The organism is Paenibacillus sp. M2 (assembly GCF_046713495.1).
In the GTDB taxonomy this organism is placed as follows: Bacteria; Bacillota; Bacilli; order Paenibacillales; family Paenibacillaceae; genus Paenibacillus; species Paenibacillus amylolyticus_B.
In genome coordinates this window covers 6,253,105-6,274,983 of the sequence record NZ_CP169648.1, presented here as the reverse complement: position 1 = coordinate 6,274,983, position 21,879 = coordinate 6,253,105, and the positions used below count along the sequence as shown (strand labels likewise).

21 protein-coding genes are annotated in these 21,879 nt (G+C 46.1%); 20 read left to right on the top strand and 1 reads right to left on the bottom strand.

Annotated elements, in window-relative coordinates:
• Nucleotides 1-52: 52 nt before the first annotated feature.
• The 18 genes from ACETMN_RS28780 (at nucleotide 53) to ACETMN_RS28695 (ending at nucleotide 19,094) form a co-directional block, all read left to right on the top strand.
• On the top strand, nucleotides 53-316 hold the full coding sequence (locus ACETMN_RS28780) for a hypothetical protein (protein ID WP_036606904.1): 264 nt from the start codon (nucleotides 53-55) through the stop codon (nucleotides 314-316).
• A gap of 318 nt (nucleotides 317-634) precedes the next feature.
• Entirely contained in the window at nucleotides 635-1,609 is a 975-nt protein-coding gene (cyoA, locus tag ACETMN_RS28775; protein ID WP_036606906.1) for a ubiquinol oxidase subunit II, read from the top strand.
• A gap of 21 nt (nucleotides 1,610-1,630) precedes the next feature.
• Complete coding sequence (locus tag ACETMN_RS28770; RefSeq protein ID WP_076212762.1) at nucleotides 1,631-3,601, top strand: cbb3-type cytochrome c oxidase subunit I; 1,971 nt, start codon at nucleotides 1,631-1,633, stop codon at nucleotides 3,599-3,601.
• The gene (cyoC, locus tag ACETMN_RS28765) at nucleotides 3,602-4,222 is read left to right on the top strand and encodes a cytochrome o ubiquinol oxidase subunit III (RefSeq protein ID WP_091019254.1); all 621 of its coding nucleotides are present in this window, start codon (nucleotides 3,602-3,604) and stop codon (nucleotides 4,220-4,222) included.
• A complete protein-coding gene (gene cyoD, locus ACETMN_RS28760; protein WP_091019256.1) occupies nucleotides 4,223-4,552 on the top strand; it encodes a cytochrome o ubiquinol oxidase subunit IV in 330 nt (109 codons plus the stop codon).
• Between the two features lie 226 nt (nucleotides 4,553-4,778).
• Nucleotides 4,779-5,762 (top strand): zinc-dependent alcohol dehydrogenase family protein, encoded by a 984-nt coding sequence (locus tag ACETMN_RS28755; protein WP_091019258.1) that lies wholly within the window; start codon nucleotides 4,779-4,781, stop codon nucleotides 5,760-5,762.
• Nucleotides 5,763-5,834: 72 nt separating this feature from the next.
• Complete coding sequence (locus ACETMN_RS28750) at nucleotides 5,835-6,407, top strand: biotin transporter BioY (RefSeq protein ID WP_091019259.1); 573 nt, start codon at nucleotides 5,835-5,837, stop codon at nucleotides 6,405-6,407.
• A 77-nt stretch (nucleotides 6,408-6,484) separates the two neighbouring features.
• Nucleotides 6,485-7,294, top strand: coding sequence for an energy-coupling factor transporter ATPase (locus tag ACETMN_RS28745; protein WP_179198622.1), 810 nt, complete (start codon nucleotides 6,485-6,487; stop codon nucleotides 7,292-7,294).
• The gene (locus ACETMN_RS28740) at nucleotides 7,279-8,142 is read left to right on the top strand and encodes an energy-coupling factor transporter ATPase (protein WP_091019263.1); all 864 of its coding nucleotides are present in this window, start codon (nucleotides 7,279-7,281) and stop codon (nucleotides 8,140-8,142) included. The genes ACETMN_RS28745 and ACETMN_RS28740 overlap by 16 nt, the downstream gene beginning before the upstream one ends.
• Before the next feature lie 2 nt (nucleotides 8,143-8,144).
• Nucleotides 8,145-8,948, top strand: a complete 804-nt coding sequence (locus tag ACETMN_RS28735; protein ID WP_091019264.1) for an energy-coupling factor transporter transmembrane component T family protein — start codon at nucleotides 8,145-8,147, stop codon at nucleotides 8,946-8,948.
• An 83-nt stretch (nucleotides 8,949-9,031) separates the two neighbouring features.
• On the top strand, nucleotides 9,032-10,696 hold the full coding sequence (locus tag ACETMN_RS28730; RefSeq protein WP_179198623.1) for an adenine deaminase C-terminal domain-containing protein: 1,665 nt from the start codon (nucleotides 9,032-9,034) through the stop codon (nucleotides 10,694-10,696).
• A complete protein-coding gene (locus ACETMN_RS28725) occupies nucleotides 10,696-12,198 on the top strand; it encodes an AMP-binding protein (protein WP_411735448.1) in 1,503 nt (500 codons plus the stop codon). Before ACETMN_RS28730 ends, ACETMN_RS28725 begins: the two co-directional genes overlap by 1 nt.
• Nucleotides 12,195-13,373: a thiolase family protein gene (locus ACETMN_RS28720; RefSeq protein WP_091019270.1), complete on the top strand. Its 1,179-nt coding sequence runs from the start codon at nucleotides 12,195-12,197 to the stop codon at nucleotides 13,371-13,373. The genes ACETMN_RS28725 and ACETMN_RS28720 overlap by 4 nt, the downstream gene beginning before the upstream one ends.
• Nucleotides 13,374-13,386: 13 nt before the next feature.
• Nucleotides 13,387-14,244: an SDR family NAD(P)-dependent oxidoreductase gene (locus ACETMN_RS28715; protein ID WP_179198624.1), complete on the top strand. Its 858-nt coding sequence runs from the start codon at nucleotides 13,387-13,389 to the stop codon at nucleotides 14,242-14,244.
• 40 nt (nucleotides 14,245-14,284) lie between these two features.
• A complete protein-coding gene (locus ACETMN_RS28710; protein ID WP_179198625.1) occupies nucleotides 14,285-15,493 on the top strand; it encodes a glycosyltransferase in 1,209 nt (402 codons plus the stop codon).
• A gap of 18 nt (nucleotides 15,494-15,511) precedes the next feature.
• A complete protein-coding gene (locus ACETMN_RS28705) occupies nucleotides 15,512-16,744 on the top strand; it encodes a sugar efflux transporter (RefSeq protein ID WP_091019275.1) in 1,233 nt (410 codons plus the stop codon).
• Nucleotides 16,734-17,870 (top strand): glycosyltransferase family 2 protein, encoded by a 1,137-nt coding sequence (locus tag ACETMN_RS28700; protein WP_179198626.1) that lies wholly within the window; start codon nucleotides 16,734-16,736, stop codon nucleotides 17,868-17,870. Before ACETMN_RS28705 ends, ACETMN_RS28700 begins: the two co-directional genes overlap by 11 nt.
• 54 nt (nucleotides 17,871-17,924) lie before the next feature.
• A complete protein-coding gene (locus ACETMN_RS28695; RefSeq protein WP_091019278.1) occupies nucleotides 17,925-19,094 on the top strand; it encodes an acyl-CoA dehydrogenase family protein in 1,170 nt (389 codons plus the stop codon).
• Here the strand turns inward: ACETMN_RS28695 and ACETMN_RS28690 are convergent.
• Complete coding sequence (locus ACETMN_RS28690) at nucleotides 19,091-19,984, bottom strand: MaoC/PaaZ C-terminal domain-containing protein (RefSeq protein WP_179198627.1); 894 nt, start codon at nucleotides 19,982-19,984, stop codon at nucleotides 19,091-19,093. The two genes, ACETMN_RS28695 and ACETMN_RS28690, sit on opposite strands and share 4 nt — an antisense overlap.
• A 197-nt stretch (nucleotides 19,985-20,181) precedes the next feature.
• On the opposite strand from ACETMN_RS28690, the gene kduI reads away from it, so the two are divergent.
• Both kduI and ACETMN_RS28680 read left to right on the top strand, forming a co-directional pair.
• Complete coding sequence (gene kduI, locus ACETMN_RS28685) at nucleotides 20,182-21,021, top strand: 5-dehydro-4-deoxy-D-glucuronate isomerase (protein WP_036606918.1); 840 nt, start codon at nucleotides 20,182-20,184, stop codon at nucleotides 21,019-21,021.
• A gap of 87 nt (nucleotides 21,022-21,108) precedes the next feature.
• The gene (locus ACETMN_RS28680) at nucleotides 21,109-21,867 is read left to right on the top strand and encodes a DeoR/GlpR family DNA-binding transcription regulator (protein WP_091019281.1); all 759 of its coding nucleotides are present in this window, start codon (nucleotides 21,109-21,111) and stop codon (nucleotides 21,865-21,867) included.
• The last annotated feature ends 12 nt before the right edge of the window (nucleotides 21,868-21,879 follow it).

Sequence of the window (21,879 nt, the reverse complement as noted above, 5' to 3'; positions counted from 1 at the left end):
GTATATTGGTATAAGGAAAGCACTTACAAAAAGGGAAAAGGAAGTGTTTACTATGGCATCGAAGACAGCAATGGTTAGCCAATTGGAGCGCAAAGACAAAAATATGCGGCGCGCCGTCTTGACGATGACAGTTCTGGCATGGGTCGCACTCATTACTGGAGTGATCATGTGTCTGATCAATCTGAACGAATTTAATGATCGTAATCTTGGCTTGATGGTTGGTATTGGATTCCTTGTAGGTAGTGTATTTATTTACGTTATTGCCAAAGCAATTGGCCTTGTTCATACACGCCGGGAAGACGAAGGCGCCGATTGATTATAATCCTGCGTTAATTCGTTCATAATAAGACTGGATAAGTTCCCGGAATCCAGTCAATAAAGCCCTTTGCGGATTCGTTGACACTGTTCAACGGGACTGCAAAGGGTTTTATTTTGCGACTTGATGTGTAAAGATTACGAAGTACAAATATCAAGCATGCAAGCGATTTGTGAGAAAAAATTCACACATTTAAGGTGTAAAATCGACAAATTTGTTAACAAGAACAAAAAAGTTGTTCATTTCTGATATCTTTAGTAGGAAGAGAGTAGTATACTGATTTTTCAGTATGAGCGAATTTAAGGAGAGGGGATCAAAATGAACAAGAAACCTAGGTCGCTAATCCGGATTATCATTCCGGTTGTCCTGACGTTGGTTACAATTGCATTGATTGTCTGGCCAATGCTGGCAGGCGGACAGTACGTTGTTCTGGATCCGAAGGGGCCAATTGGCGCTTCGCAGAGAGATTTGATTGTCATCTCGACAATTTTGTGTGCTGTCATCATTGTGCCAGTACTCATTTTGGCTGCCGTAATCGTATGGCGTTACCGTGAGAAACCGGACAACAAAGCAGCATATGAACCTAACTGGGCTCATAGCACCAAAGCGGAGGTTGTATGGTGGACCATTCCAATTATTATTATTGGGATACTTGCAATTGTAACGATTCGTTACACTTATGTTCTGGAACCTTCGAAGCCGTTGGCTCACGAGAAAGCACCAATTACCATCCAAGTGTCTTCACTGGACTGGAAATGGCTGTTTATGTATCCAGAACAAGGAATTGCAACGGTTAATACGTTGAATATTCCGGCAGACCGGCCTGTGAAATTTGAACTCACTGCGGATTCACCGATGAATTCATTCTGGATTCCGCAACTTGGAGGACAGATTTATACGATGTCGGGTATGGCGATGACCTTGTATCTGCAGGCAGATCATGAAGGCAAGTACTGGGGTTCAGGCGCTAACTTCACAGGTGAGCATTTTGGAGAAATGCGTTTTGATGTGAATGCTACATCGGACGAAGATTTTGACAATTGGGTAGCTGAAGTGAAACAGAGTTCTCAAGCGTTGACTACAGAAGGTTACAAAGCACTGGCTGAGCCAGGAACAAGCAACGTTGCTTATTATTCTGCTTTCCCAGAAGGATTGTTCCAAAATATTGTGACCAAGTATGTTGTAGATGGTCAAAGTGCTCACAGTAAGCATGGAACTTCAAAAGAAGCTTCTGGAGCCATTCAAAATGCAACGGATACGTCCAATCAAGACGAGGACAAGAGTGCTAACTAAAGATTCGAAAGGAGGCCCCCAATGTTAGAGGGACTTAAAGAGTTTGCATCGGAGTTTTTCGTAACCGGTGATCCGCTCATTTATGGTGCGATGGTAGCTATCGGAATTACCATGATTACTATTGTAGCGGTGCTAACTTATTTCAAAAAATGGGGCTGGCTCTGGCGTAACTGGTTAACGACTGTCGATCACAAAAAGATCGGTATCATGTATATCATCGCTTCCATTATCATGTTATTCCGTGGTGGTGTGGATGCGCTAATGATGCGCCTTCAGCTAGCTATGCCTAACAATGAATTTCTGAATCCTGAGCATTATAATCAGGTCTTCACAACTCACGGCACGATCATGATTCTGTTCATGGCGATGCCATTTATGTTTGGTCTATTTAACGTTATCGTGCCATTACAGATCGGAGCAAGGGACGTTGCGTTCCCGTTCCTGAATGCACTGAGCTTCTGGTTATTCTTCCTGGGAGCAATGCTGTTTAACCTGTCATTCGTTATCGGGGGTTCACCGGATGCAGGATGGCTGAGTTATCCGCCTCTATCGGAGCTGTCGCACAGCCCTGGGGTAGGACAGAACTTCTATATATGGGGTATTCAGATATCGGGTATCGGTTCCCTGGCTACCGGTATCAACTTCCTGGTTACCATCATTAAAATGCGTGCGCCAGGCATGAGATGGATGAAAATGCCGATGTTCACATGGTCGGTATTCTCGACTTGTATCATTATCTTGTTTGCTTTCCCGATCTTGACCGTGACACTTGCATTGTTATTCCTCGACAGGTTTGCCGGGGCGCATTTCTTCACACTTGATCTGGGCGGTAACCCAATGATGTATATCAACTTGATCTGGATGTGGGGTCACCCTGAGGTATACATTGTCGTCTTGCCGGCATTCGGTGTGTTCTCCGAGATTGTAAGTACCTTCTCTCGGAAAAAACTGTTTGGCTACAAGTCGATGGTATTCGCAATGTTGATCATCAGCTTCCTGTCCTTCTTCACATGGGCGCATCACTTCTTCACGATGGGTTCCGGAGCAGACGTGAATGCATTCTTCGCCGTAACTACGATGTTGATTGCTATTCCAACAGGGGTTAAGATATTCAACTGGCTGTTTACCATGTATCGAGGAAGGATTCGCATGGCGACTCCGATGATGTGGACACTTGCCTTTATCCCGTGCTTTATTGTCGGGGGTATGACAGGCGTTCTGTTATCCGTTGCTCCTGCTGACTTCCAGTTCCACAACAGTTACTTCCTGATTGCCCACTTCCACCAGGTGTTGATCGGTGGCGTTGTCTTCGGATACTTCGCAGGTCTGTACTACTGGTGGCCTAAAATGTTCGGTTTCCAACTCGAAGAGAAACTGGGCAAATGGGCATTCTGGACTTGGAATATTGGTTTCTATGTCTGCTTCATGCCGCAGTACGCTGTCGGTCTGATGGGTATGACACGTCGTCTGAGCACATACGGCTGGGATACTGGCTGGTGGGAACTGAACTTCGTATCCACAATCGGGGCATTCCTGATGGGGGTCGGATTCCTGTTCCAAGTTGCACAAATTGCAGACGGTATTCGCAAATACAAATCACTCAAAGCTCCTGCCGATCCATGGGATGGCCGTACGCTGGAGTGGTCAATTCCTTCACCAGCTCCTGAATACAACTTCGCCGTTACACCGCGCGGAGATGATATTGATGAGTGGTGGGAAGAGAAAGAACGTCGTGCCAAAGGCATCTATCCGCCAGAGCAACCGCTTGAGCCGATTCATATGCCGAAGAACTCTGGAATTCCGTTCATCATGTCTGTCTTCTGGTTCATCGCTGGTTTCGGCTTTGTCTTCGGATGGCTGTGGATGGCAATTCTCGGACTCGCTGGCGTAGGGATCTGTATGATCGCCCGTTCATTCTCATACGATACGGATTATTACATTCCGGTCGACGAAATTAAACGTACCGAAGCGTCGTTAAGGGGGTCGGTATAGATGGCTCAAGCAGCCGCTAAACACGGTGAGAATCATGCACATGGTCATGACCATGGACATCATGATCCACAGGAAATGAAAATTCTCGGTTTCTGGTTCTTCCTGATTTCCGACGTTATCCTGTTCTCCGTATTGTTCGCAACCTTCATTGTGTTGCGTGACAATACGGCGGGCGGACCGATTTTGTCTGAATTGATCAAAATGCCTGGCGTTATCGCCGAGACATTTATCTTGCTCACAAGTTCATTTACGAGCGGACTTGCCGTTCTAGCAATGAACCAGGGTAAAGTGAAACAATTGATTAACTGGCTGATTGTTACAGCTGTTCTGGGTGCAAGCTTTATCGCCCTGGAGGTTTATGAGTTTATTGAGTTGATTCACGAAGGGTTTAGCTTTACAACGAGTGCTGCTTCTGGTGCATTCTTCACCCTCGTGGGTACTCACGGACTTCACGTATCGCTTGGTCTGATCTGGATGATTGGACTCATGTTCCAACTGAAAAAACGTGGTATTACTGATGTTACTCGCGGTAAAATCAACGTTATCAGTTTGTACTGGCACTTCTTGGACGTCGTATGGATCTTCCTCCTGTCGATCGTCTATCTCATGGGGGTGATGTAGATGGCAGAGCACAACTCACATGATTCCCACGGCCATGAACAACATGGCTCACTGAAGTCTTATGTCATCGGCTTCATTCTGTCTGTCGTACTGACAATCATTCCACTTGTGGTGGTTTTGAACGACATGATGGGCAAAACAGGAACACTCATTGTGATTCTTGGTACAGCAGCACTTCAGTTTGTGGTTCAACTCTTCTTCTTCATGCATATTCGGGAAACAGAGAAACCACGCTGGAATGTCATGGCCCTTATTTTCGGATTACTGATTATGATGACCATCGTAATTGGTTCGATCTGGATCATGCTTAACAATGCTGTTGCACATTAATTCATATGTTTAAAGAGCTTCACGACCTTGGAATTCAAGGTTGTGAGGCTCTTTTTTGTTACTAAGCAGAAGTTATCGCATATTTTAATGAAAAAAAAGTTGGATTATATCATAATAAGTCGTTGATGAAATAATTTACCAGTGATACTATTGTTATACACTCTGGAAATATATTCAATATCCTAGTTAGAGCTATTCCAGCAAAATTATTTTAGGAGATGCACCAATGAAAGCAAGGGTAATCCGTTATTATCGTTTTGGCGAACCAAGTGAAGTGTTATGTATGGAAGAAAAAGATGTGATACCCCCTGGCCCTGGTGAATTAGCAGTGAGGATGCATGCTCGGCCTATCAATCCCTCCGATCTCATTCCTGTTCGAGGAGCTTACCCGCATCGTACCCGATTACCAGCTGTTCCCGGGTTTGAGGGTGTGGGGATAGTAGAAGCAGTAGGGCCGGGAGTATCCAATCAAATGTTGGGACGCCGCGTCTTGCCTTTGAAAGGCGAGAATACATGGCAGGACGTCGTGAAGACCTTGGATCGTCATACAATCATCGTGCCGAATGATATCGATGATCACTCAGCCAGTCAGCTATATATTAATCCGGTTACGGCTTGGTTGATCTGTACAGAGGTGCTTAAGCTTACGTATGGTGATACCCTGATTGTGAATGCAGGGGGATCTGCAATCGGGCGAATCTTTGCACAGATCTCAAAAATTTATGGATTTAAATTGATTGCGCTTACGAGAGATGATCGTCATACTGCTGAACTGTATCGTTTTGGAGCAGTTTCTGTTATCAATACAACGAAAGAGTTGCTCCAGGCTAGAATCGCAGAATTAACAGAGGGGTGCGGTGCTGATGCAGCCGTGGATTGTATTGGAGGGACGGACGGGGAACAGTTGGTCAGTTGCCTTAAGCCAAATGGTACGGTCATCAGTGTAGGATTGCTTTCGGGGATCACACCGTTATGGCATGAAGTAACCCGAGGAACACAAGTTCATGTGAAACTTTTCTGGTTAAAGCATTGGGTGGAACGCTGTTCGCAAGAACGCTGGGAACAGGTATTTCATGAGGTGATGGAGCTGGTCAGAGCAGGGAAGCTTGTCATGGCAAACATTGGGGCGACGTATGAACTAACGAATGTACAACAGGCTATTGCAGCGGCTGAATCGGGTATCGAGGGGAAGGTTCTCTTAATACAGTAGTACATAAGATTTGGAAAAAACTCAACATAAGGAATGCGTAATTATCAACTAATTCATATTGGGGGCCTTGTTGTGAAGATTAAAGATATGATGTTTACTGCGATTATGGCAGCCGTTATTGCAGTACTTGGACTGTTACCTCCGATTCCACTACCATTTATACCTGTGCCAATTACAGTCCAAACGCTGGGAGTGATGCTGGCAGGCAGTATCCTTGGTGCTCGATTGGGAGGGATAAGTCTCTTGCTCTTTGTTGTTCTGATCGGTTTAGGAGCTCCATTGTTGTCCGGTGGCAGAGGGGGCTTGGGTGTTCTGGTTGGACCTACAGGCGGGTATGTTCTTAGTTATCCGATTGCTGCTTTTGTGATTGGGTTGCTGGTTCAACGGACATCCGTTGCAGGCATTAAATTTTGGAACTTTCTACTGAGCAACATTGTGGGTGGAATCCTTGTTGTGTATGCAGTTGGTATTCCATTCCTGTCCTTTATAACGGATGTACCAATTACACAGGCTATCATAGGCAACCTTGTTTTCATTCCAGGTGACCTGCTCAAAGCGGTGCTTGCTTCACTTATTGCTGTTAGAATTCTCAAGGTAAGTCCTACAATGATCCAAAATACGAAGAGGCAGACACCGGGTGTCTAACAACATGATACTCAGAGACTGCACATTCCTAAGCACTTCTGTACAAGTAAATCGCGCCAAGTGATGGAGGTACTACAGTGATTCATTTTTCCAATGTAACGTTTGGTTATGCAAACCGAGCAACAATGTTAAACGACATTAACCTTCATATTTGTTCTGGTGAATACGTGGCCTTTGCTGGAAGGAATGGAGCAGGGAAATCCACCATAGCTAGGTTAATGAACGGGTTACTCCTTCCAACCACAGGTCAAGTAACTTTTAATGATTATGTGACATCCAATGAAGATGATTTAAGTATCATTCGTCAGAGAATCGGAATGATCTTTCAAAATCCAGAGAATCAAATTGTGGCATCTACAGTGTTTGAAGATATTGCCTTCGGCCTGCAAAACGTCTGTGTCCCTACTGAAGATATTGAGCGTCATGTAACAGAGGCATTGAGGCAAGTGGGGATGCTGGATTATTATAATTCTGATATATATTCGTTATCAGGAGGGCAAAAACAGCGTATCGCTATTGCGGGAGTTCTCGCTATGGGACCAGAAGTTATTGTTTTTGATGAATCTACCTCCATGCTCGACCCGGAAGGCAAAGATCAGATTGCATTGCTGATGGGAGAGTTGCATAAACAAGGAATTACGATTGTAACGATTACGCATGACTTAGAGGAGATTGCAGCATCTTCGAGGGTTATTGTACTTGATCAGGGTGACATTTGTTATGATGGATCGCCCGAGGCCTTGTTTCAGGGCGAATATTGGCGTTTTCCCGGGATAACGGCTCCTTTTATCGTCGAGGCAAGAGAGGCACTTAACCAGAAGGGGCTACACTCTTCTTCAGCACTCACTCTGGAAGATTTGGTGGATGATTTATGCAAATTACACTAAAAGAAGTGGACTTCTCGTATCATGTTGGAACACCATTGGAGAACAACGTATTGAGCAACATTACACTCACCATGGGCGATAATCGTATCTTTGCTGTTGTGGGAAAAACAGGATCAGGCAAGTCAACTTTTGTACAGCTGCTCAATGGGCTTCTGCAACCTACAAATGGAACAGTGGATATAGGAAATTTTCGAATGACAACCGATCGAAAGAAAACGCACGTTCTCTACGATAAAGTAGGTATTGTATTCCAATTCCCGGAGCATCAATTATTCGAGGATACGGTATTAAAAGACATTTCCTTTGGTCCCAAGAACTTGGGCTGGTCGGCCGAAAAAGTGCGTAGTACATGCTTGGATGCATTACAGATGGTAGGTCTGGACGAATCTTTCTGCAATAGATCACCGTTTGAATTAAGTGGCGGAGAGAAGCGGAGAGTGGCAATTGCAAGTGTGTTAGCGATGAACCCGGAGGTGCTTATTCTCGACGAGCCAACCGTAGGGTTGGATTCGGAAGGGAAAGAGCAGCTGATGGAACTCTTTTGTTCCTGGCAGCAGGAACAGGGGAGTACGATTATTATGGTGACGCACGATATGGAGACTGTTGCCGAGTACGCCGAAGAAGTGATTATATTTGAACGTGGTCAAGTGCAAAGACATACGACTCCGCTCCAATTGTTCACTGAATATCAAGATGAGTTGAAAAATATGGGATTAAAGCTGCCTAAAGCACTCCAGCTCGTGGAAGCCATAAATGTAAAATTGAACGTTGAATTGCAGCTGGAGTCGGTAAAGAAAGAATGGATTTTGTCATATATTGCTGATTTTTTTCAAAGGAAGGAATTGTAGTTATGTCCTTATCTCAATCCTTTATCATCGGTCAGTATGTCCACAGAAACTCCATCATTCACCGGCTTGATCCAAGAGCCAAACTCGTCATCGCGTTTCTGTTCATGTTGTCTGTCATGCTGTTGAACTCATGGCTTTCATACGTATTGTCTGCGGTGTTTGTGATGTGTGTAGTCACTATATCGCAAATACCACCCTCCTATATTGTTAGAGGATTGAAACCTGTTTGGCTAATAGTCATTGTCACATCTGTATTTCACATTTTTCTGACACAAGGGGGGCAGTTATGGCTTGAAGCGGGAGTGTTTTCGATCTACGAGGAGGGTGTCATTAAAGCAGGTAATATAGCCATTCGCATCATTCTTCTTCTCGTCATCGCTTCATTGTTGACACTTACGACAAAGCTGGGTGATCTCGCACAGGCTATTGAAGATCTGTTGAAGCCTGCCAAGCGGCTGGGTGTTCCTACACAGGAATTTGCGTTGATGATCTCATGGACGATCCGCTTTATTCCAATTCTGTTGAATGAAACCGACAACGTGATGAAGGCACAGCGGGCAAGAGGTGTTCGTTTTAATTCCGGTAATATCGTTCGTCGTCTGCAAAGTTTTATCCCAATTGTAGTCCCTATCCTTCTATTAGCATTCCAGAAAGCCGAAAGCGCTTCACTGGCCGTTGAGGCACGCGGATATAGCCCTGGCATGAATCGAACGCAACTGAGAATGTTAGCTTTCAAAAAGCTCGACTATCAAGTGCTGCTCATATCCATTTTTGGTTTCGCACTTTTGTTGGCATTACGAAAGTGAGGTAAGCTATGAGGATTTACCCGACAAATCTACATGAATATCACAGACTCATTTCAGTATCTAAAGGTGATCAGCCTGCGACAATGTGGTTTAGACAGGCATCTTACTTGAACGTATACACAGGGGAAGTTGAACAAGCGAATATCTATCTGTCCGGAAGTCGTATTGCCTACGTTGGAGCCAAGGAACTACCCACTTCAGACCAGACCCAGGTCATTGAATTGGAGAAAGATCAAGTTGTTGTCCCAGGATATATTGAACCTCATGCACACCCATGCCAAATGTACAATCCTTATACATGGGGAGAAGCTCTATTACAGAAGGGTACGGTCTTGTCCATTAATGATAATCTGTCTTTGTTAACGTTTCTAGGAACTGAAGCTTTGTCATTCATTGAGAAGCTGGAAGAGACAAGTCATCATATGTTCCTATGGTGGTGTAACATTGACCGTCCTGATCGAGCTGATCCAATGACTATGGACAAGTGGCTACAACATAACCTTGTGATACAGAGCGGGGAACTGACCGAATGGCCCAAACTGCTGGCGAACGACGAAGTATTGGTAGAGCAACTTTATCTTACGAAGGCTCATCATGGGATGAGGGCGGAAGGACATTTGCCTGGCGTATCTTATGAAAAAATAAGTACCATGGCTGCAGCGGGCATCACAGCTGACCACGAAGCTCTCCATGCCGAAGATGTACTTAGACGATTAAAAGCGGGGCTACACGCCTCTCTTCGATACTCATCTATTCGTCCTGATTTGCCACACCTCCTTAAAGGGATGAAAGGTGATTCCCGGTTCAATATGAACCGAATGATGCTTACCAGCGATGGCCCGTCACCAAACTATGTGGAGAGGACGAGCTGTGCCAGCATGATCAAGATCTGTATGGAGACGGGAATATCTGTAGCGGATGCCTTTCGTCTTGCTACCTTAAATCCGGCAGTATATTACGGTCTGGATGAAGACTTAGGCGGGATTGCACCAGGCAGACTGGCTTGTTTGAACGTCTTAACCTCCATAAATGAACCTGATCCACTGCATGTCCTGCAACGAGGCGAGTGGGTGGTCCAAAATCAAAGGCGAGTAGTAGAGCCAGATGAAGCAGAGATACGCACTTGGTTGCGCTCCACTTTTCCGTCTCGACGAACGATCGTTAACCTGAGGCTGGACCAGATGGAAACTCGAACCGACACCGGTATTGAACTGGTGAACGATGTTATCACCCAATCGTACCATTTTGATCCCCGAGCGGGATTGGAAACGGATGAGAACTGGATGACATTGATGGATGTTAACGGAAGTTGGGTGATCAACACCCGAATCAAAGGTTTAGCGTGTGGGATCAAGGCATTAGCAAGTACGTACAACGCTTCGAACGATACACTTTTGCTTGGGCGATCTCTGTCTGCCATGCGCGAAGCATCTCAGGAGTTGGAACTTCGCGGGGAAGGAATATTAGTATATTTCGTGGATGGGGAGCAACTGTACATTCCTCTTCCACTCAGTGGAGCTATGAGCTTGGAGAGCGTGGCATCAATCGGCGCTAGTGTGGATCAGTTCAATGAGAAAATGCGTGTCCACGGTTACCGATTTGGTGATCCTCTGTATTCTCTTTTATTTCTGACAGCTTCACATTTGCCACATATTCGTGTATCGGACAAAGGGTTGTATCTGGTTAAAACAGGTGAGATAGTGCTTCCGGCTACCCCTTTAGTTAATACAGTAAGGAAGGTGAAATGATGTTACTGGCTGATGCGATACGCATACATGCTTCCCAGAATCCGGAGAAAACTGCCATCTTTGATGATGCCCGGCAGATTTCGTACGCCGAGCTATACCATGGAATAAAGCTGGCAGCAAATACAATTCTGGCTACTGAGGAAGATTTCGAAGCCGATGAACTTCCTCTTGTCGGCCTGCTGATGAACAATAGTGCCTCGATGATCGAATATTTTCTTGCAGCCACCAAAATTGGAATGTGTGCTGCTGTATTTGATCCCAAGTGGGGCGATGCAAATCTGACGGAGGTTATTAATGAATGTGAACCTCGTGTGCTTGTCATAGATGTGGAGTTCAAAGCCAGAATATCTCATATTCCATCGTCAACAAGGGTGATTACTGTGGATACGGGTGAACCTCGTTCTCTCAGAAGGGAAGAAGGTGAACCACAGCGATCCTCAACTGAAGATAGCCTGTTCTACATGGGATATACCTCTGGGACGACCGGACGACCGAAAGGCTATCTCCGTTCTCAGCGTTCATGGATCGCGAGCTTTGCATATGCGCGTGAAACATTCGTGCATGATGAAGGAGACCATGTATTGGCGCCGGGTTCTTTGGTCTATTCACTTACGTTATATGCGTGCATTCAAACTTTGTATATTGGCGGGACATTCCATCTAACAAGCAAATTCCGAGCGGAATATGTATTGGAGACGTTAGCAACACATGCGGTTACACATCTTTATCTTGTACCTACGATGTTTGAAGCACTCTACAAAGCGTTCATGGCTTCTGATTCAGTTACTGCGCTGTCATCCGTCAGATCTCTCATTACATCAGGTGATAAATGGTCGCCAGAATCAAAACGGAAGGTGAAAGAGGTATTTGAGAATGCAGGCTTGTATGAATTTTATGGTGCCTCCGAGCTAAGCTTTGTCACAGTACTTGATCCGGAAGGAAATCGGTATAAACCTGATTCAATCGGTAAACCGTTTGCTGGTGTGCAGGTATCCATTCGTGAAGTGGATAGTACGGAAGTAACCGAAGGCTCAGTAGGACAATTGTTTGTGAAGAGCCCGATGATCTTTACAGGATATTATGGTTCCGAGGAAGAAACCAGCCAAGTTGTACATGGTGAATGGGCAACTGTGGGAGACCTTGCAACACGAGATTCCGAAGGCTATTTATATCTGGTTGGTCGAAAGAAAAACATGATTATTAGCGGAGGGCTTAATATATATCCGGAGGAAATTGAGAAGCTGTTGCTAACATTGGAAGGCATTGAGGAGGTCATCGTTGTAGGTGTACCCGATGTATACTGGGGCCAAAAGGTGAGCGCACTTATCAAGCTCAGAATGGGTAGCGAGGTTAATGATGATGAGATTGTATCATTGTGCCGTCGTGAGCTTGCTACCTACAAGTGTCCAAAGGAAATTATACGGGTGGATGCCTTCCCCTACACAACGAGTGGAAAGATTTCGCGAACAAAACTGAACGAGTTACTGAAAATAAAAATATGAAAAATTTGTTGATTCCTGTTATCCTCTCCGCGAAGCGAACTGCAATCGGCAAATACGGGGGGATGTTTAAGGAGACACCGCCGGAAATACTGGCTGCAGAAGTCATTCAGGCCATTTTAAGCGACGTTCCCATCCCCCCCGGTGACATTGATGATGTTCTATTGGGTAATGCAGTAGGCGGGGGAGGTAACATCGCCAGGTTATCCGCGTTACAAGCCAAACTCCCGGTAGAGGTCCCTGGTGTGACGATTGATCGTCAATGCGGATCTGGTCTTGAAGCTATTCATTTAGCAGCGAGGCTGATTCAATCAGGTGCCGGGGAAGTGTATCTGGCTGGTGGTGTCGAAAGCACAAGTCGTGCACCCTGGAGATTGGAGAAACCCTTGTCTCTGTACGGGAGTGTAGTACCTCAAGTAATCACTCGCACAAGATTCTCTCCGGAATGGATCGGAGATCCAGATATGGGGAAGGCGGCTAACAACGTTGCTAAGAAGTACGGTGTGACTCGAATGGACCAGGACGAATATGCGCTTTCCAGTCATAGGAAAGCGATTGCTTCAATACAAAGCGGGCGTTTCGACAATGAAATCGTTCCATTGTCTATCCCTGAGGGTAAGCAACTTAGAATCATTCATACAGACGAATGTCCTCGGGCGAATACAACACTTACGAAGCTTGCAGCATTGCCATCTGTTTTCGAACAGGATGGTACAGTGACGGCTGGTAATGCCTGTCCATTAAATGATGGTGCCGCTATCGTTTTAATCATGTCAATGGGAAAAGCATTATCGTTAGGACTTACACCCCTAATGAAATTTATCGACAGTGTGGCAGTGGGGGTTGACCCGAACTACTTGGGTATCGGTCCGGTTCCTGCCGTTACCAAGTTGCTCAGCCGAAATCGCTTGGCAATGGAAGACATTGATCTTGTGGAATTCAATGAAGCGTTCGCTTCACAAGTTCTGGCCTCTTTAAGAGAACTGCATATTCCAACTCACATTGTTAATGTGGGAGGCGGGGCACTGGCGCTTGGACACCCGTTTGGTGCATCGGGAGCCATCCTGGTTACACGCCTATTCAACGAGATGAGGCATATAAAGGGGACTCGGGGAATCACAACACTGGGTATTGGTGGCGGGATTGGGCTTGCATCAATGTGGGAGAAGTGCGAATAGGAGGAAACAGCCTTTGTTGTTAGAGGGACAGGTAGCAGTCATTACGGGTTCCAGCCGCGGAATTGGGCGTGCAGCCGCAATACGTATGGCACAAGAAGGAGCCAAGGTAGTTGTCAACGGTGTACAAGAAGGTGGGGTATGGGACGTTGTTCAGTTGATTCGGGATCAGGGTGGGACCGCTATTGGGGTCGTTGAATCCGTCGCAAGCATGGCCGGTGGTGAACGCATCATATCGGAGGGTCTTCGCGAATTCGGCAAGATTGATATCCTGGTGAACAACGCCGGAGTTGTTCACGATAAGATGGCCCATAAAATGAGTGAAACCGAGTGGGATCTTGTATTGAATTCGCATCTTAAGGGAGCCTTTGCTTGTATCCGGTCCGCTCTGCCGAGCATGAGGGAACGAAGGGAAGGCAGCATTATTAATATGATCTCCGTGGCGGGCTTGACCGGAATGATCGGGCAATTAAATTACAGTGCTGCCAAAGCCGGATTGATAGGCATGACGTGGACACTTTCGCTGGAACTTGAATCTTATGGCATTAATGTGAATGCAGTTTCTCCCGCAGCGCGTACTGACATGACAATGCCATACATCGAACGGGCGAAGCAGACCGCCGAAATGAAAAGTGAGTCGTTTCCCGAGTACTGGAAAGTAGGTTCAACGGAAGATGTGGCCGAATTGATGCTTTCCTTATGTCTGCCGCGTTGCCGTAGGGTTACCGGTCAGATCTTCTCTGTTAATGGTGGAAAGATCGGTGTGTGGTCCCCTCCAGAGCACCGTATAGTTGCCACCCAATCCAGTAGGGAGAACGGTTGGGAAGCAGGCGAACTCTTTGAGCAAGTGTTGTCAGCCTACGTGAAAGTGTAGAACTATTTCCGAAATATACGAATTGATGGAGGAAATTTTGTTGAAGAAAAAACGCATTTTTATTGGGATGATGGCCGGGATGGGGAGAGTGAATCGTTGTCTTCCCATAGCACTAAAGTTACGAGAGATGGGACATGAGGTGGCGTTCACAATCTGGGGAAATGCCGGGGTCGCGATGGAACAGATGGGTTTTACCTATATTCCGATTCCAGTTATTCCTGCTCCCAAGGTACAGGTTTTCCACCCAAACTTCAAGGATATGAATCACTTTTTGTCCATGATGGGGTACTCGGACCCTGTTTACATGCGAAATGAGCTTGAAGCTCGTCTGCGGGTAACCATTGGTTTTAAACCGGACCTTGTTATTTCCGATTCGAGTGTCCCCGCAGCGTTCATTGCCTGTAAGCTGGACATTCCTCTCGTTTCTATGAATCAGTCCAGTACACTTCCAGGTGGTCTTCCTTTTACAACGAGTTATGGATTATATGGAGACATACCAGATGTCACGAATGTGTTGAACGGAGCGTTGGTTGAGTATGGTCTGCCTGAAACGGACAACATTCTCACATTTCTGGCGGGTAATCTTGCCCTTCTTCCGAGTATACCGGATTTTGATCCGGTACAGATCGGGAAGCTGCCCGTTCCAATTGAATATATCGGTCCCGTGGTATGGAGAGATACAAATGAGACAGGAATGCCTGCGGACTGGTTGATGAAATCAGTCAACGACAGGAGGCCACGTGTATTTGTGTACACAAGTCGTCTCGTGGAATGGGGTGTGGAGAGTGGTGGTCATATTTTCAGGGAAGCCGTTAGAGCACTCGGTAACACTTCGACGGAGCTTTTGATTGCTACTGGTTTTAATCCATTGGAAGGGGACAGCGTGGAAGTTCCCCCTAATGTACACTTCACCTCATATGTATCGGGAGTTATGGCAGCTGAGCATAGCGATGTCATGATTCACCATGGCGGACATGGAAGTTGCATGACAACGATCTTAACAGGTACGCCGTCGTTGGTCATTCCGACCTGGGCAGAACGTGAGTTTAATGCCAAGCAGTTACAGAACGTTGGCGGTGGCAGAGTCATGTCCCCAGGTGAGGTTACGGGATCCGCTCTAGCTGAGACCGTTAACGCGATGATGACTAATGGAGACATGGATAAGGCTATGGCGCTGAAGGAAAACGTCTGTACTTCGCAGTACGGAGGAGCCGAGCGTGCAGCTGAACTCATTCGTCGGTTGTTGTAAAGAGGGGGCAAGGTTCTATTGAAAAGTCTTTTGGTTGTCCTGAGAAGCCCGGCCTTACTTTTGTTATCCGTATGCATTTTTTTTATTGGTTTGGGATACGGATTAACGCTACCATTCATGCCATTATTCGGAGTAGAACGGGCTGGAATGAGCCCCTTATCATTAGGGATCTTTATGGCGTGTGGATCGTTAAGCGGCATTATCATTAGTACGCTGTTTAGTCGATTGTCCGATAAAAAGCCTGTGCGCAAGTGGATTATTGTTGGATCATGTGTATCTGCTTCTGTAAGCTATGTATTCTATGCAAATACGGACAGTTACATTGTGTTAATGCTGGTTTCCTGTACTTTCATGGCTTTGTCATTCTCGGCCTTTCCGCAATTATTTGCTCTTGCTAGAGAAGTAGTCGAGAGGGAGGCGAGTGAAGATGTCACCGTTGTTATGGCTGTATTGCGAGCTCTGGTGTCTCTGGCCTGGATTCTTGGTCCTGTAATGGCGTCTTTTATAATCTACCAGTTCTCGTACACAGGCCTGTTTCTGGTTGTTTCGTTGATGTACATGCTCGTTGCCGTATTTGTACTGATGATTCGAGCACACGAGAGTCGGGAACCGGGGGGTGGAACGGAATTATCATCTAACTCAGTACGTAGCTTCAAGCGGCTGCTGATGGCACCGCAGATTGTGTTTTCATTACTTGCTTTCATGGCATTTGAGTTGGCTAATACGATGGGGGGCATTGTAACTCCCTTATATGTTACGCAAGAGTTGCAAGGCGGGAAGTTGGACGTTGGCATGATCTCGGGTGTTAACGCAGCCTTGCAGGTCCCCACCATGATCATTCTGGGAATACTGGCCAAAAGGTTTGGTAGTATCACAGTTATGAAATGTGCGGGATTGTTTGGAGTCGCCTATTTTTCACTATTTTGGTTTACCCAATCGGGATGGCAGATCATTGCTATCCAGATATTCAGTGCCATTTTTATCGCGATTGTACTTGGAGTTGGGATGACTTTTTTTCAGGATTTGGTTCCTAAAATGACAGGCACGGCCACAACGCTGTACAACAATGCAAACATCATTGGTTCCATGGGTGGTGGATTACTGGCCGGAGCACTCGGAAATTATTTTGGTTTTAAAATAGTGATTGCCTGTTCGGCAGCACTTGCCTTCCTGGGATTTGCATTATTATTAGTGCCGAGCTCAAATAAAAAGGTAGTCCGGCATGTGGGAGGAGATACGTATGAAAGCTAGTGTAATTATTCTATCGCATAATCAGAAAGAAGTGATTCAAGCCTGTTTGTCTTCCTTATCGCGACAGCGTTTGTGCGAAGGCGATCAATACGAAGTTGTGGTTATCGATAACGGGTCTATAGACGGCACGGGCGAGATGATCGGCGGGCTTACGTATGATTTTCCTATACGATATCATTACATTCCTTCTACGGAGCAATCAAGTCGGGCAGCGGCACGAAACAAGGGGATTACTATCGCGAATGGAGATGTGATCGTGTTCCTTGACGGAGATCAACTCGCCGGATCGGACTTTATCTATGAGCATTTGAGAGTGCACAAGCTGGCCGGGGGGAAACTTGTCATAGGGTTTCGAAGATATTTGGGTGAAGAGAGCATTGATATAACGTCGTTAAATCCGGGATGGGTGCATGCTGCTATTACATCATCAGAAGCAGATGAACGATTTCAGCTCATGGAACGTTTTTCGGAAAATGGAAGCGCATTCCGCACAGCGTGGCATCTGTCTTTCAGCTGCAATTTCTCTGTAAACAGAGAAGTACTGATCCGATCGGGTATGTTTGACGAAGGGTTTAAGGGGTGGGGGTTGGAGGACAGCGAGCTTGGCTATCGCCTGCAACAGGCTGGGGGAACGTTCGTATTGAACAAAAAAGCGTTAACCTTCCATATCTTTCACCCTTCCGAGTTTGATGAGAATCGTTATGATGGTTGGAAAACGAATCTGGATTATTTCCTCGAATGTCATCCGATGTTTGAAGTACAGGCTCAAAACATCTTAAAGGAATTTTTTGATCCAGAGATTAGAAAATCATGGTGGGATTGTTATATTCGCTTCGAAAAGGTTGTAAGAGCACATCAGGGTTACGAGGGGGATCGATTACCTGTCAGCATCATGGTTGTCTATGCCGAGGGCCCGGAACTGATCCAGACCATTTCGGCAGAAGCTGCCCATAGAGAAGTGTTGGTTATAGATAAGACACCATCATCGGACCTGGATATCTTGTGCCAATGTATTAACGAGAAATTTGATGTTTTGTATTACAAGCATCCTTCGGAAGATCAGTTAATCGACTTGTATCATCAGTATGCAGTAAGGGGAATTGTGAAACATGAAATTTTCAAGTGATCATGGATCAGCTGTTGTGGCCGCAATTGATGACATTTTATACGGGAGGTTGACATGAATTTTGAATTGACAGAGCAACAGAAGCAGATTCAATCCGCCGCACGCCATTTTGTGGACGAGCTACTGATTCCGTTGGAACCTGAATTATTACGTAACGAGCGTGAGGGGAGACCCGGGATCGAACTTAGACAGATTAGAGAGCTTCAACAAAAGGCGAAAACACAGGGCCTATGGGGTATTGAGACACCAGAAGAGTATGGGGGAGCAAATCTTGGAACGGTCACTAGTGCACTCCTGAAAATGGAGCTAGGACGCACGTGTATTCCGTTTGTCTTTGGAGGGGAAGCGGACAATATCCTGTACCTTTGCAGCAAGGCACAGCAGAGCAAGTATTTACTTCCCGTTATTGCGGGTGAGAGGCAGTCCTGTTTTGCGATAACAGAGCGTTCGGCAGGTTCCGATGCAAGTCGAATTCAGATGAGGGCTGAGCGTGTGGCGGATGGCTGGGTACTCAATGGGGAGAAAGTATTTATCACAAACGGAAACGAGGCGGATTTTGCGATTGTTTTTGCAGTGACTGATGTCCAGGCTGAGCCTGGCAAAGGGATCACTTGCTTTCTGGTGGACCGGGACATGGGGTGGACGTCAGAGCCGATTCCTACGATGGGTGGGGATAAAAGCCCTTCTGTACTTACGTTTAACCAAGTGTTCGTGCCAAACGGAAATGTGCTCGGTGAAGAGGGGCAGGGGTTAACAACAGCGATGCAGTGGATCAGTCGAGGGCGTTGGGTGATTCCGGCTATTGCTGTGGGTGCATCTGGCAGGCTGATCCATATGGCCATTGATTACGTTAAAGAAAGGTCGACATTTGGAGAGCAGTTGGCAAGTCGGCAGAGCATCCAATGGATGATTGCCGACTCTGCTGTTGAGCTGGAGGCTCTCAAATGGCTGGTATTATATACTGCTTGGAGGGTGGATCAGGGGCTGGATGCAAGACATCATGCAACGATGTCCAAGTTGTACGGTGCGGGTAGAGCAAACGATATTGTGGATCGGGTCCTTCAGATTTTTGGCGGAATCGGATATTCGAAGGACTTGCCAATCGAGCGCTGGTATCGGGAAATGCGAGTATGGAGAATCTTCGAGGGCACAGACGAGATTCAACGCATGATTATTTCCCGCAATCTGCTTAAGGGTCATGTCCGAATTGGAGAGTGGGATTAACGGGCCGTGTAACGAACGGATCCTTCATAGGCTAGCAAGTCAGAAGGAACACCCGCTCGATGTTCAATATAGACTGTGATACTGCATGCCAGATGGGAGAGGTTATCCGTATTGATGACACTCACAAGCACACGGACGACGTCCCCTTCCATCACGGGTGAGCGGAATCGGTATTTTATATCGCATAGAATCCAGTTATCCAATCCTAGCATTTGTAGTCGGTTTCCAATCATGCCACCGATAAGCATACCTTGTGCAATTCGGCGAGGAGCACCTGCTTCATGTGCTTTGGGAACATCCAGATGAATTGGGTTATTATCGCTCGATGTGGCTGCATAGGCGATGAGCATAGCGCTGGTTATGGTTCCAAGACAAGCGTCGAACAGGAGTTCATCAGATGAGAGATGGTGTTTCCCATCCCATTGATAATAAATCTCCGAGGGATATTGCGGATACACAGGCTCGAGTTCGGAGTACGAAGGCTGCAACGCTGGAGAGTCCAGAAGTATTAATGTGGTGTTAGCAACGAGTACGTGTTGTTTCATGACGTCCGTAACCTTCATTGTACAATCAAGGAGCTGGATCTTCCCCAGGGATCCAGTTGTTTCGCGTACGTTTGCAAGTTCAATCCGGTAAAATAAAGCTGCATCATACTTCAATTTACGTTCGTATGTGAACGATTGTTGGCCATGGATCATAATTTTCCCAGGAAGCTCCATCCAGGGTAAGTGTGTCTGTTGCCACCATATCATCGGAAAGGTGAGAGGGATGGATCTTGCGTCGGGACGAAATTCTTCTGGAAAGCCTTGTGTGAACTGGACAATCTGATCTGTGGTAATAACCATTTTCTTGGGAGGAGTAGGTACTCCGATCCACGATTGGTAATCCATAGCTTGCATCTCTCCCTTGACTGAACATGTCTTGTATTATATCGAAGACAGTTAGAATCATAAATGTTTTATCGCAGAAAATTCTTTTTTCGAAAATAAAGGTACACAAAAGATACATAATGAACTAAAATGAACTTATATGAACATGTTCAAACTCAATCTCAACTAATTTAAATGACGAAAGGAATGGATTAATAATGGAAAATCGTTATGCTGCACATCCCAATGAAGTGAAAACGTATGATACATCTCGCCTGCGTGAGGAATTTTTGATGGAGCAACTGTTTGCAACCGATGAATTGGTAACGGTGTATTCTCATGTGGATCGTTATATTGTGGGAACGGCTGTACCTGAGAGCAAGGACATTACTCTTGAAGTGAACCTGAAAGATATCGGAACGAACTTTTTCCTGGAGCGTCGTGAAATCGGTATCATTAATGTCGGTGGTCACGGAACAGTGACAGCGGACGGACAAGGTTATGAGATTGGAGCGAAGGAATGTCTCTACATCGGTAGAGGTGTGAAGGAAGTTGTGTTCACAAGCAGTGACAAGGCTCAACCTGCACAATTCTATTTTGTATCCACACCGGCTCATCACACCTATCCAACAGTAAAAGCAACGCAAGAACAAGCTCAGCCAAATCATCTGGGCAGCATCGAAACTTCCAATGAGCGTACGATCTATCGTTACATTCACCAAGGAGAAGGTGGAATTCAGAGTTGTCAGTTGGTGATGGGCATTACCGAACTCGACAAGGGTAACATGTGGAACACGATGCCTGCACATACCCATAACCGCCGTTCCGAAGTATACTTGTACTGGAACTTGCCTGAAGACGGTGTTGTATTCCATATGATGGGTGAGCCAAACGAAACACGCCATCTGGTTGTACGTGATCGCCAGGCAATCATTTCTCCAAGCTGGTCCATTCACAGTGGTGTGGGTACAAGCAATTACACCTTCTGTTGGGCGATGGCTGGTGAGAACCAGACGTTCGAAGATATGGACGGCGTAGCGATGAAAGACCTGAAATAATAAATTACAGATGTCTGAGTTAAATTGACAGGGTAGACACTAGAACACTCATTCATTTGACTCAGGTGGTATAGGAAGTTGATTAGGATGAATCCATTGAAAAGACATGAAAAAATCATGGAGGCTCTTCTGGAGCGCCAGGAGGTAACCGTCAGTGATCTGAGTGAATTGTTGCAGGTGACTGGGAAAACAGTGCGAGAGGATCTCGACAAGTTGGAGAGTATGGGACTGCTCGTACGTGTCCATGGTGGTGCTATGTTGGCCCAGAATGACCAATATGGCATCTTGAATAGCCGCGGAGTTACCGAGAAGCATCATTCGGAGAAAACGGAGATTGCTGAACGTGCTCTGGCTTACATTCGACCTGGAGATATCGTTGCTCTTGATGGTGGCAGCACCACGCTGGAGATGGCCAAACGTCTCGACAATCAGCCGTTGACGGTGGTGACCAATGACTTGTTCATTATTGCGGAGCTTACCAAGAAGGAGCAGGTACGACTGGTTGTGCCTGGCGGGGCTCGTGTTCGGAATATGCTGGTGGGGGATGATACAGCTACCTTTATCTCCGGTCTTAACATTCATAAAGCCTTTATATCCACGACAGCCCTTCATCCGGAATTTGGATTATCCATATACACGGGAGATCTGGTTCCTTTGAAAAAAGCAATGATATCCGCCTCGCAGCAGGTATACGGCGTTGTGGATCATTATAAATTCGGACAATTTGCACTGCGAACTTTCGCCCAGTGTTCGGAACTGGACTATATTATCAGCGATAGTCGTTTGGATGAAGAGACGGCTGCCTTATACGAGCAGAGCGGTGTCACAGTGGATTATCAAAGTTAACCTCATTCATTA

Coding starts and splice junctions, on each gene's coding strand:
- ACETMN_RS28730 (WP_179198623.1), top strand. CDS start 9,032: ATGTGGTTTAGACAGGCATCTTACTTGAACGTATACACAGGGGAAGTT.
- cyoD (WP_091019256.1), top strand. CDS start 4,223: ATGGCAGAGCACAACTCACATGATTCCCACGGCCATGAACAACATGGC.
- ACETMN_RS28680 (WP_091019281.1), top strand. CDS start 21,109: ATGAATCCATTGAAAAGACATGAAAAAATCATGGAGGCTCTTCTGGAG.
- ACETMN_RS28740 (WP_091019263.1), top strand. CDS start 7,279: ATGCAAATTACACTAAAAGAAGTGGACTTCTCGTATCATGTTGGAACA.
- kduI (WP_036606918.1), top strand. CDS start 20,182: ATGGAAAATCGTTATGCTGCACATCCCAATGAAGTGAAAACGTATGAT.
- ACETMN_RS28780 (WP_036606904.1), top strand. CDS start 53: ATGGCATCGAAGACAGCAATGGTTAGCCAATTGGAGCGCAAAGACAAA.
- ACETMN_RS28725 (WP_411735448.1), top strand. CDS start 10,696: ATGTTACTGGCTGATGCGATACGCATACATGCTTCCCAGAATCCGGAG.
- ACETMN_RS28735 (WP_091019264.1), top strand. CDS start 8,145: ATGTCCTTATCTCAATCCTTTATCATCGGTCAGTATGTCCACAGAAAC.
- ACETMN_RS28690 (WP_179198627.1), bottom strand. CDS start 19,984: ATGGATTACCAATCGTGGATCGGAGTACCTACTCCTCCCAAGAAAATG.
- ACETMN_RS28755 (WP_091019258.1), top strand. CDS start 4,779: ATGAAAGCAAGGGTAATCCGTTATTATCGTTTTGGCGAACCAAGTGAA.
- ACETMN_RS28700 (WP_179198626.1), top strand. CDS start 16,734: ATGAAAGCTAGTGTAATTATTCTATCGCATAATCAGAAAGAAGTGATT.
- ACETMN_RS28695 (WP_091019278.1), top strand. CDS start 17,925: ATGAATTTTGAATTGACAGAGCAACAGAAGCAGATTCAATCCGCCGCA.
- cyoA (WP_036606906.1), top strand. CDS start 635: ATGAACAAGAAACCTAGGTCGCTAATCCGGATTATCATTCCGGTTGTC.
- ACETMN_RS28720 (WP_091019270.1), top strand. CDS start 12,195: ATGAAAAATTTGTTGATTCCTGTTATCCTCTCCGCGAAGCGAACTGCA.
- cyoC (WP_091019254.1), top strand. CDS start 3,602: ATGGCTCAAGCAGCCGCTAAACACGGTGAGAATCATGCACATGGTCAT.
- ACETMN_RS28770 (WP_076212762.1), top strand. CDS start 1,631: ATGTTAGAGGGACTTAAAGAGTTTGCATCGGAGTTTTTCGTAACCGGT.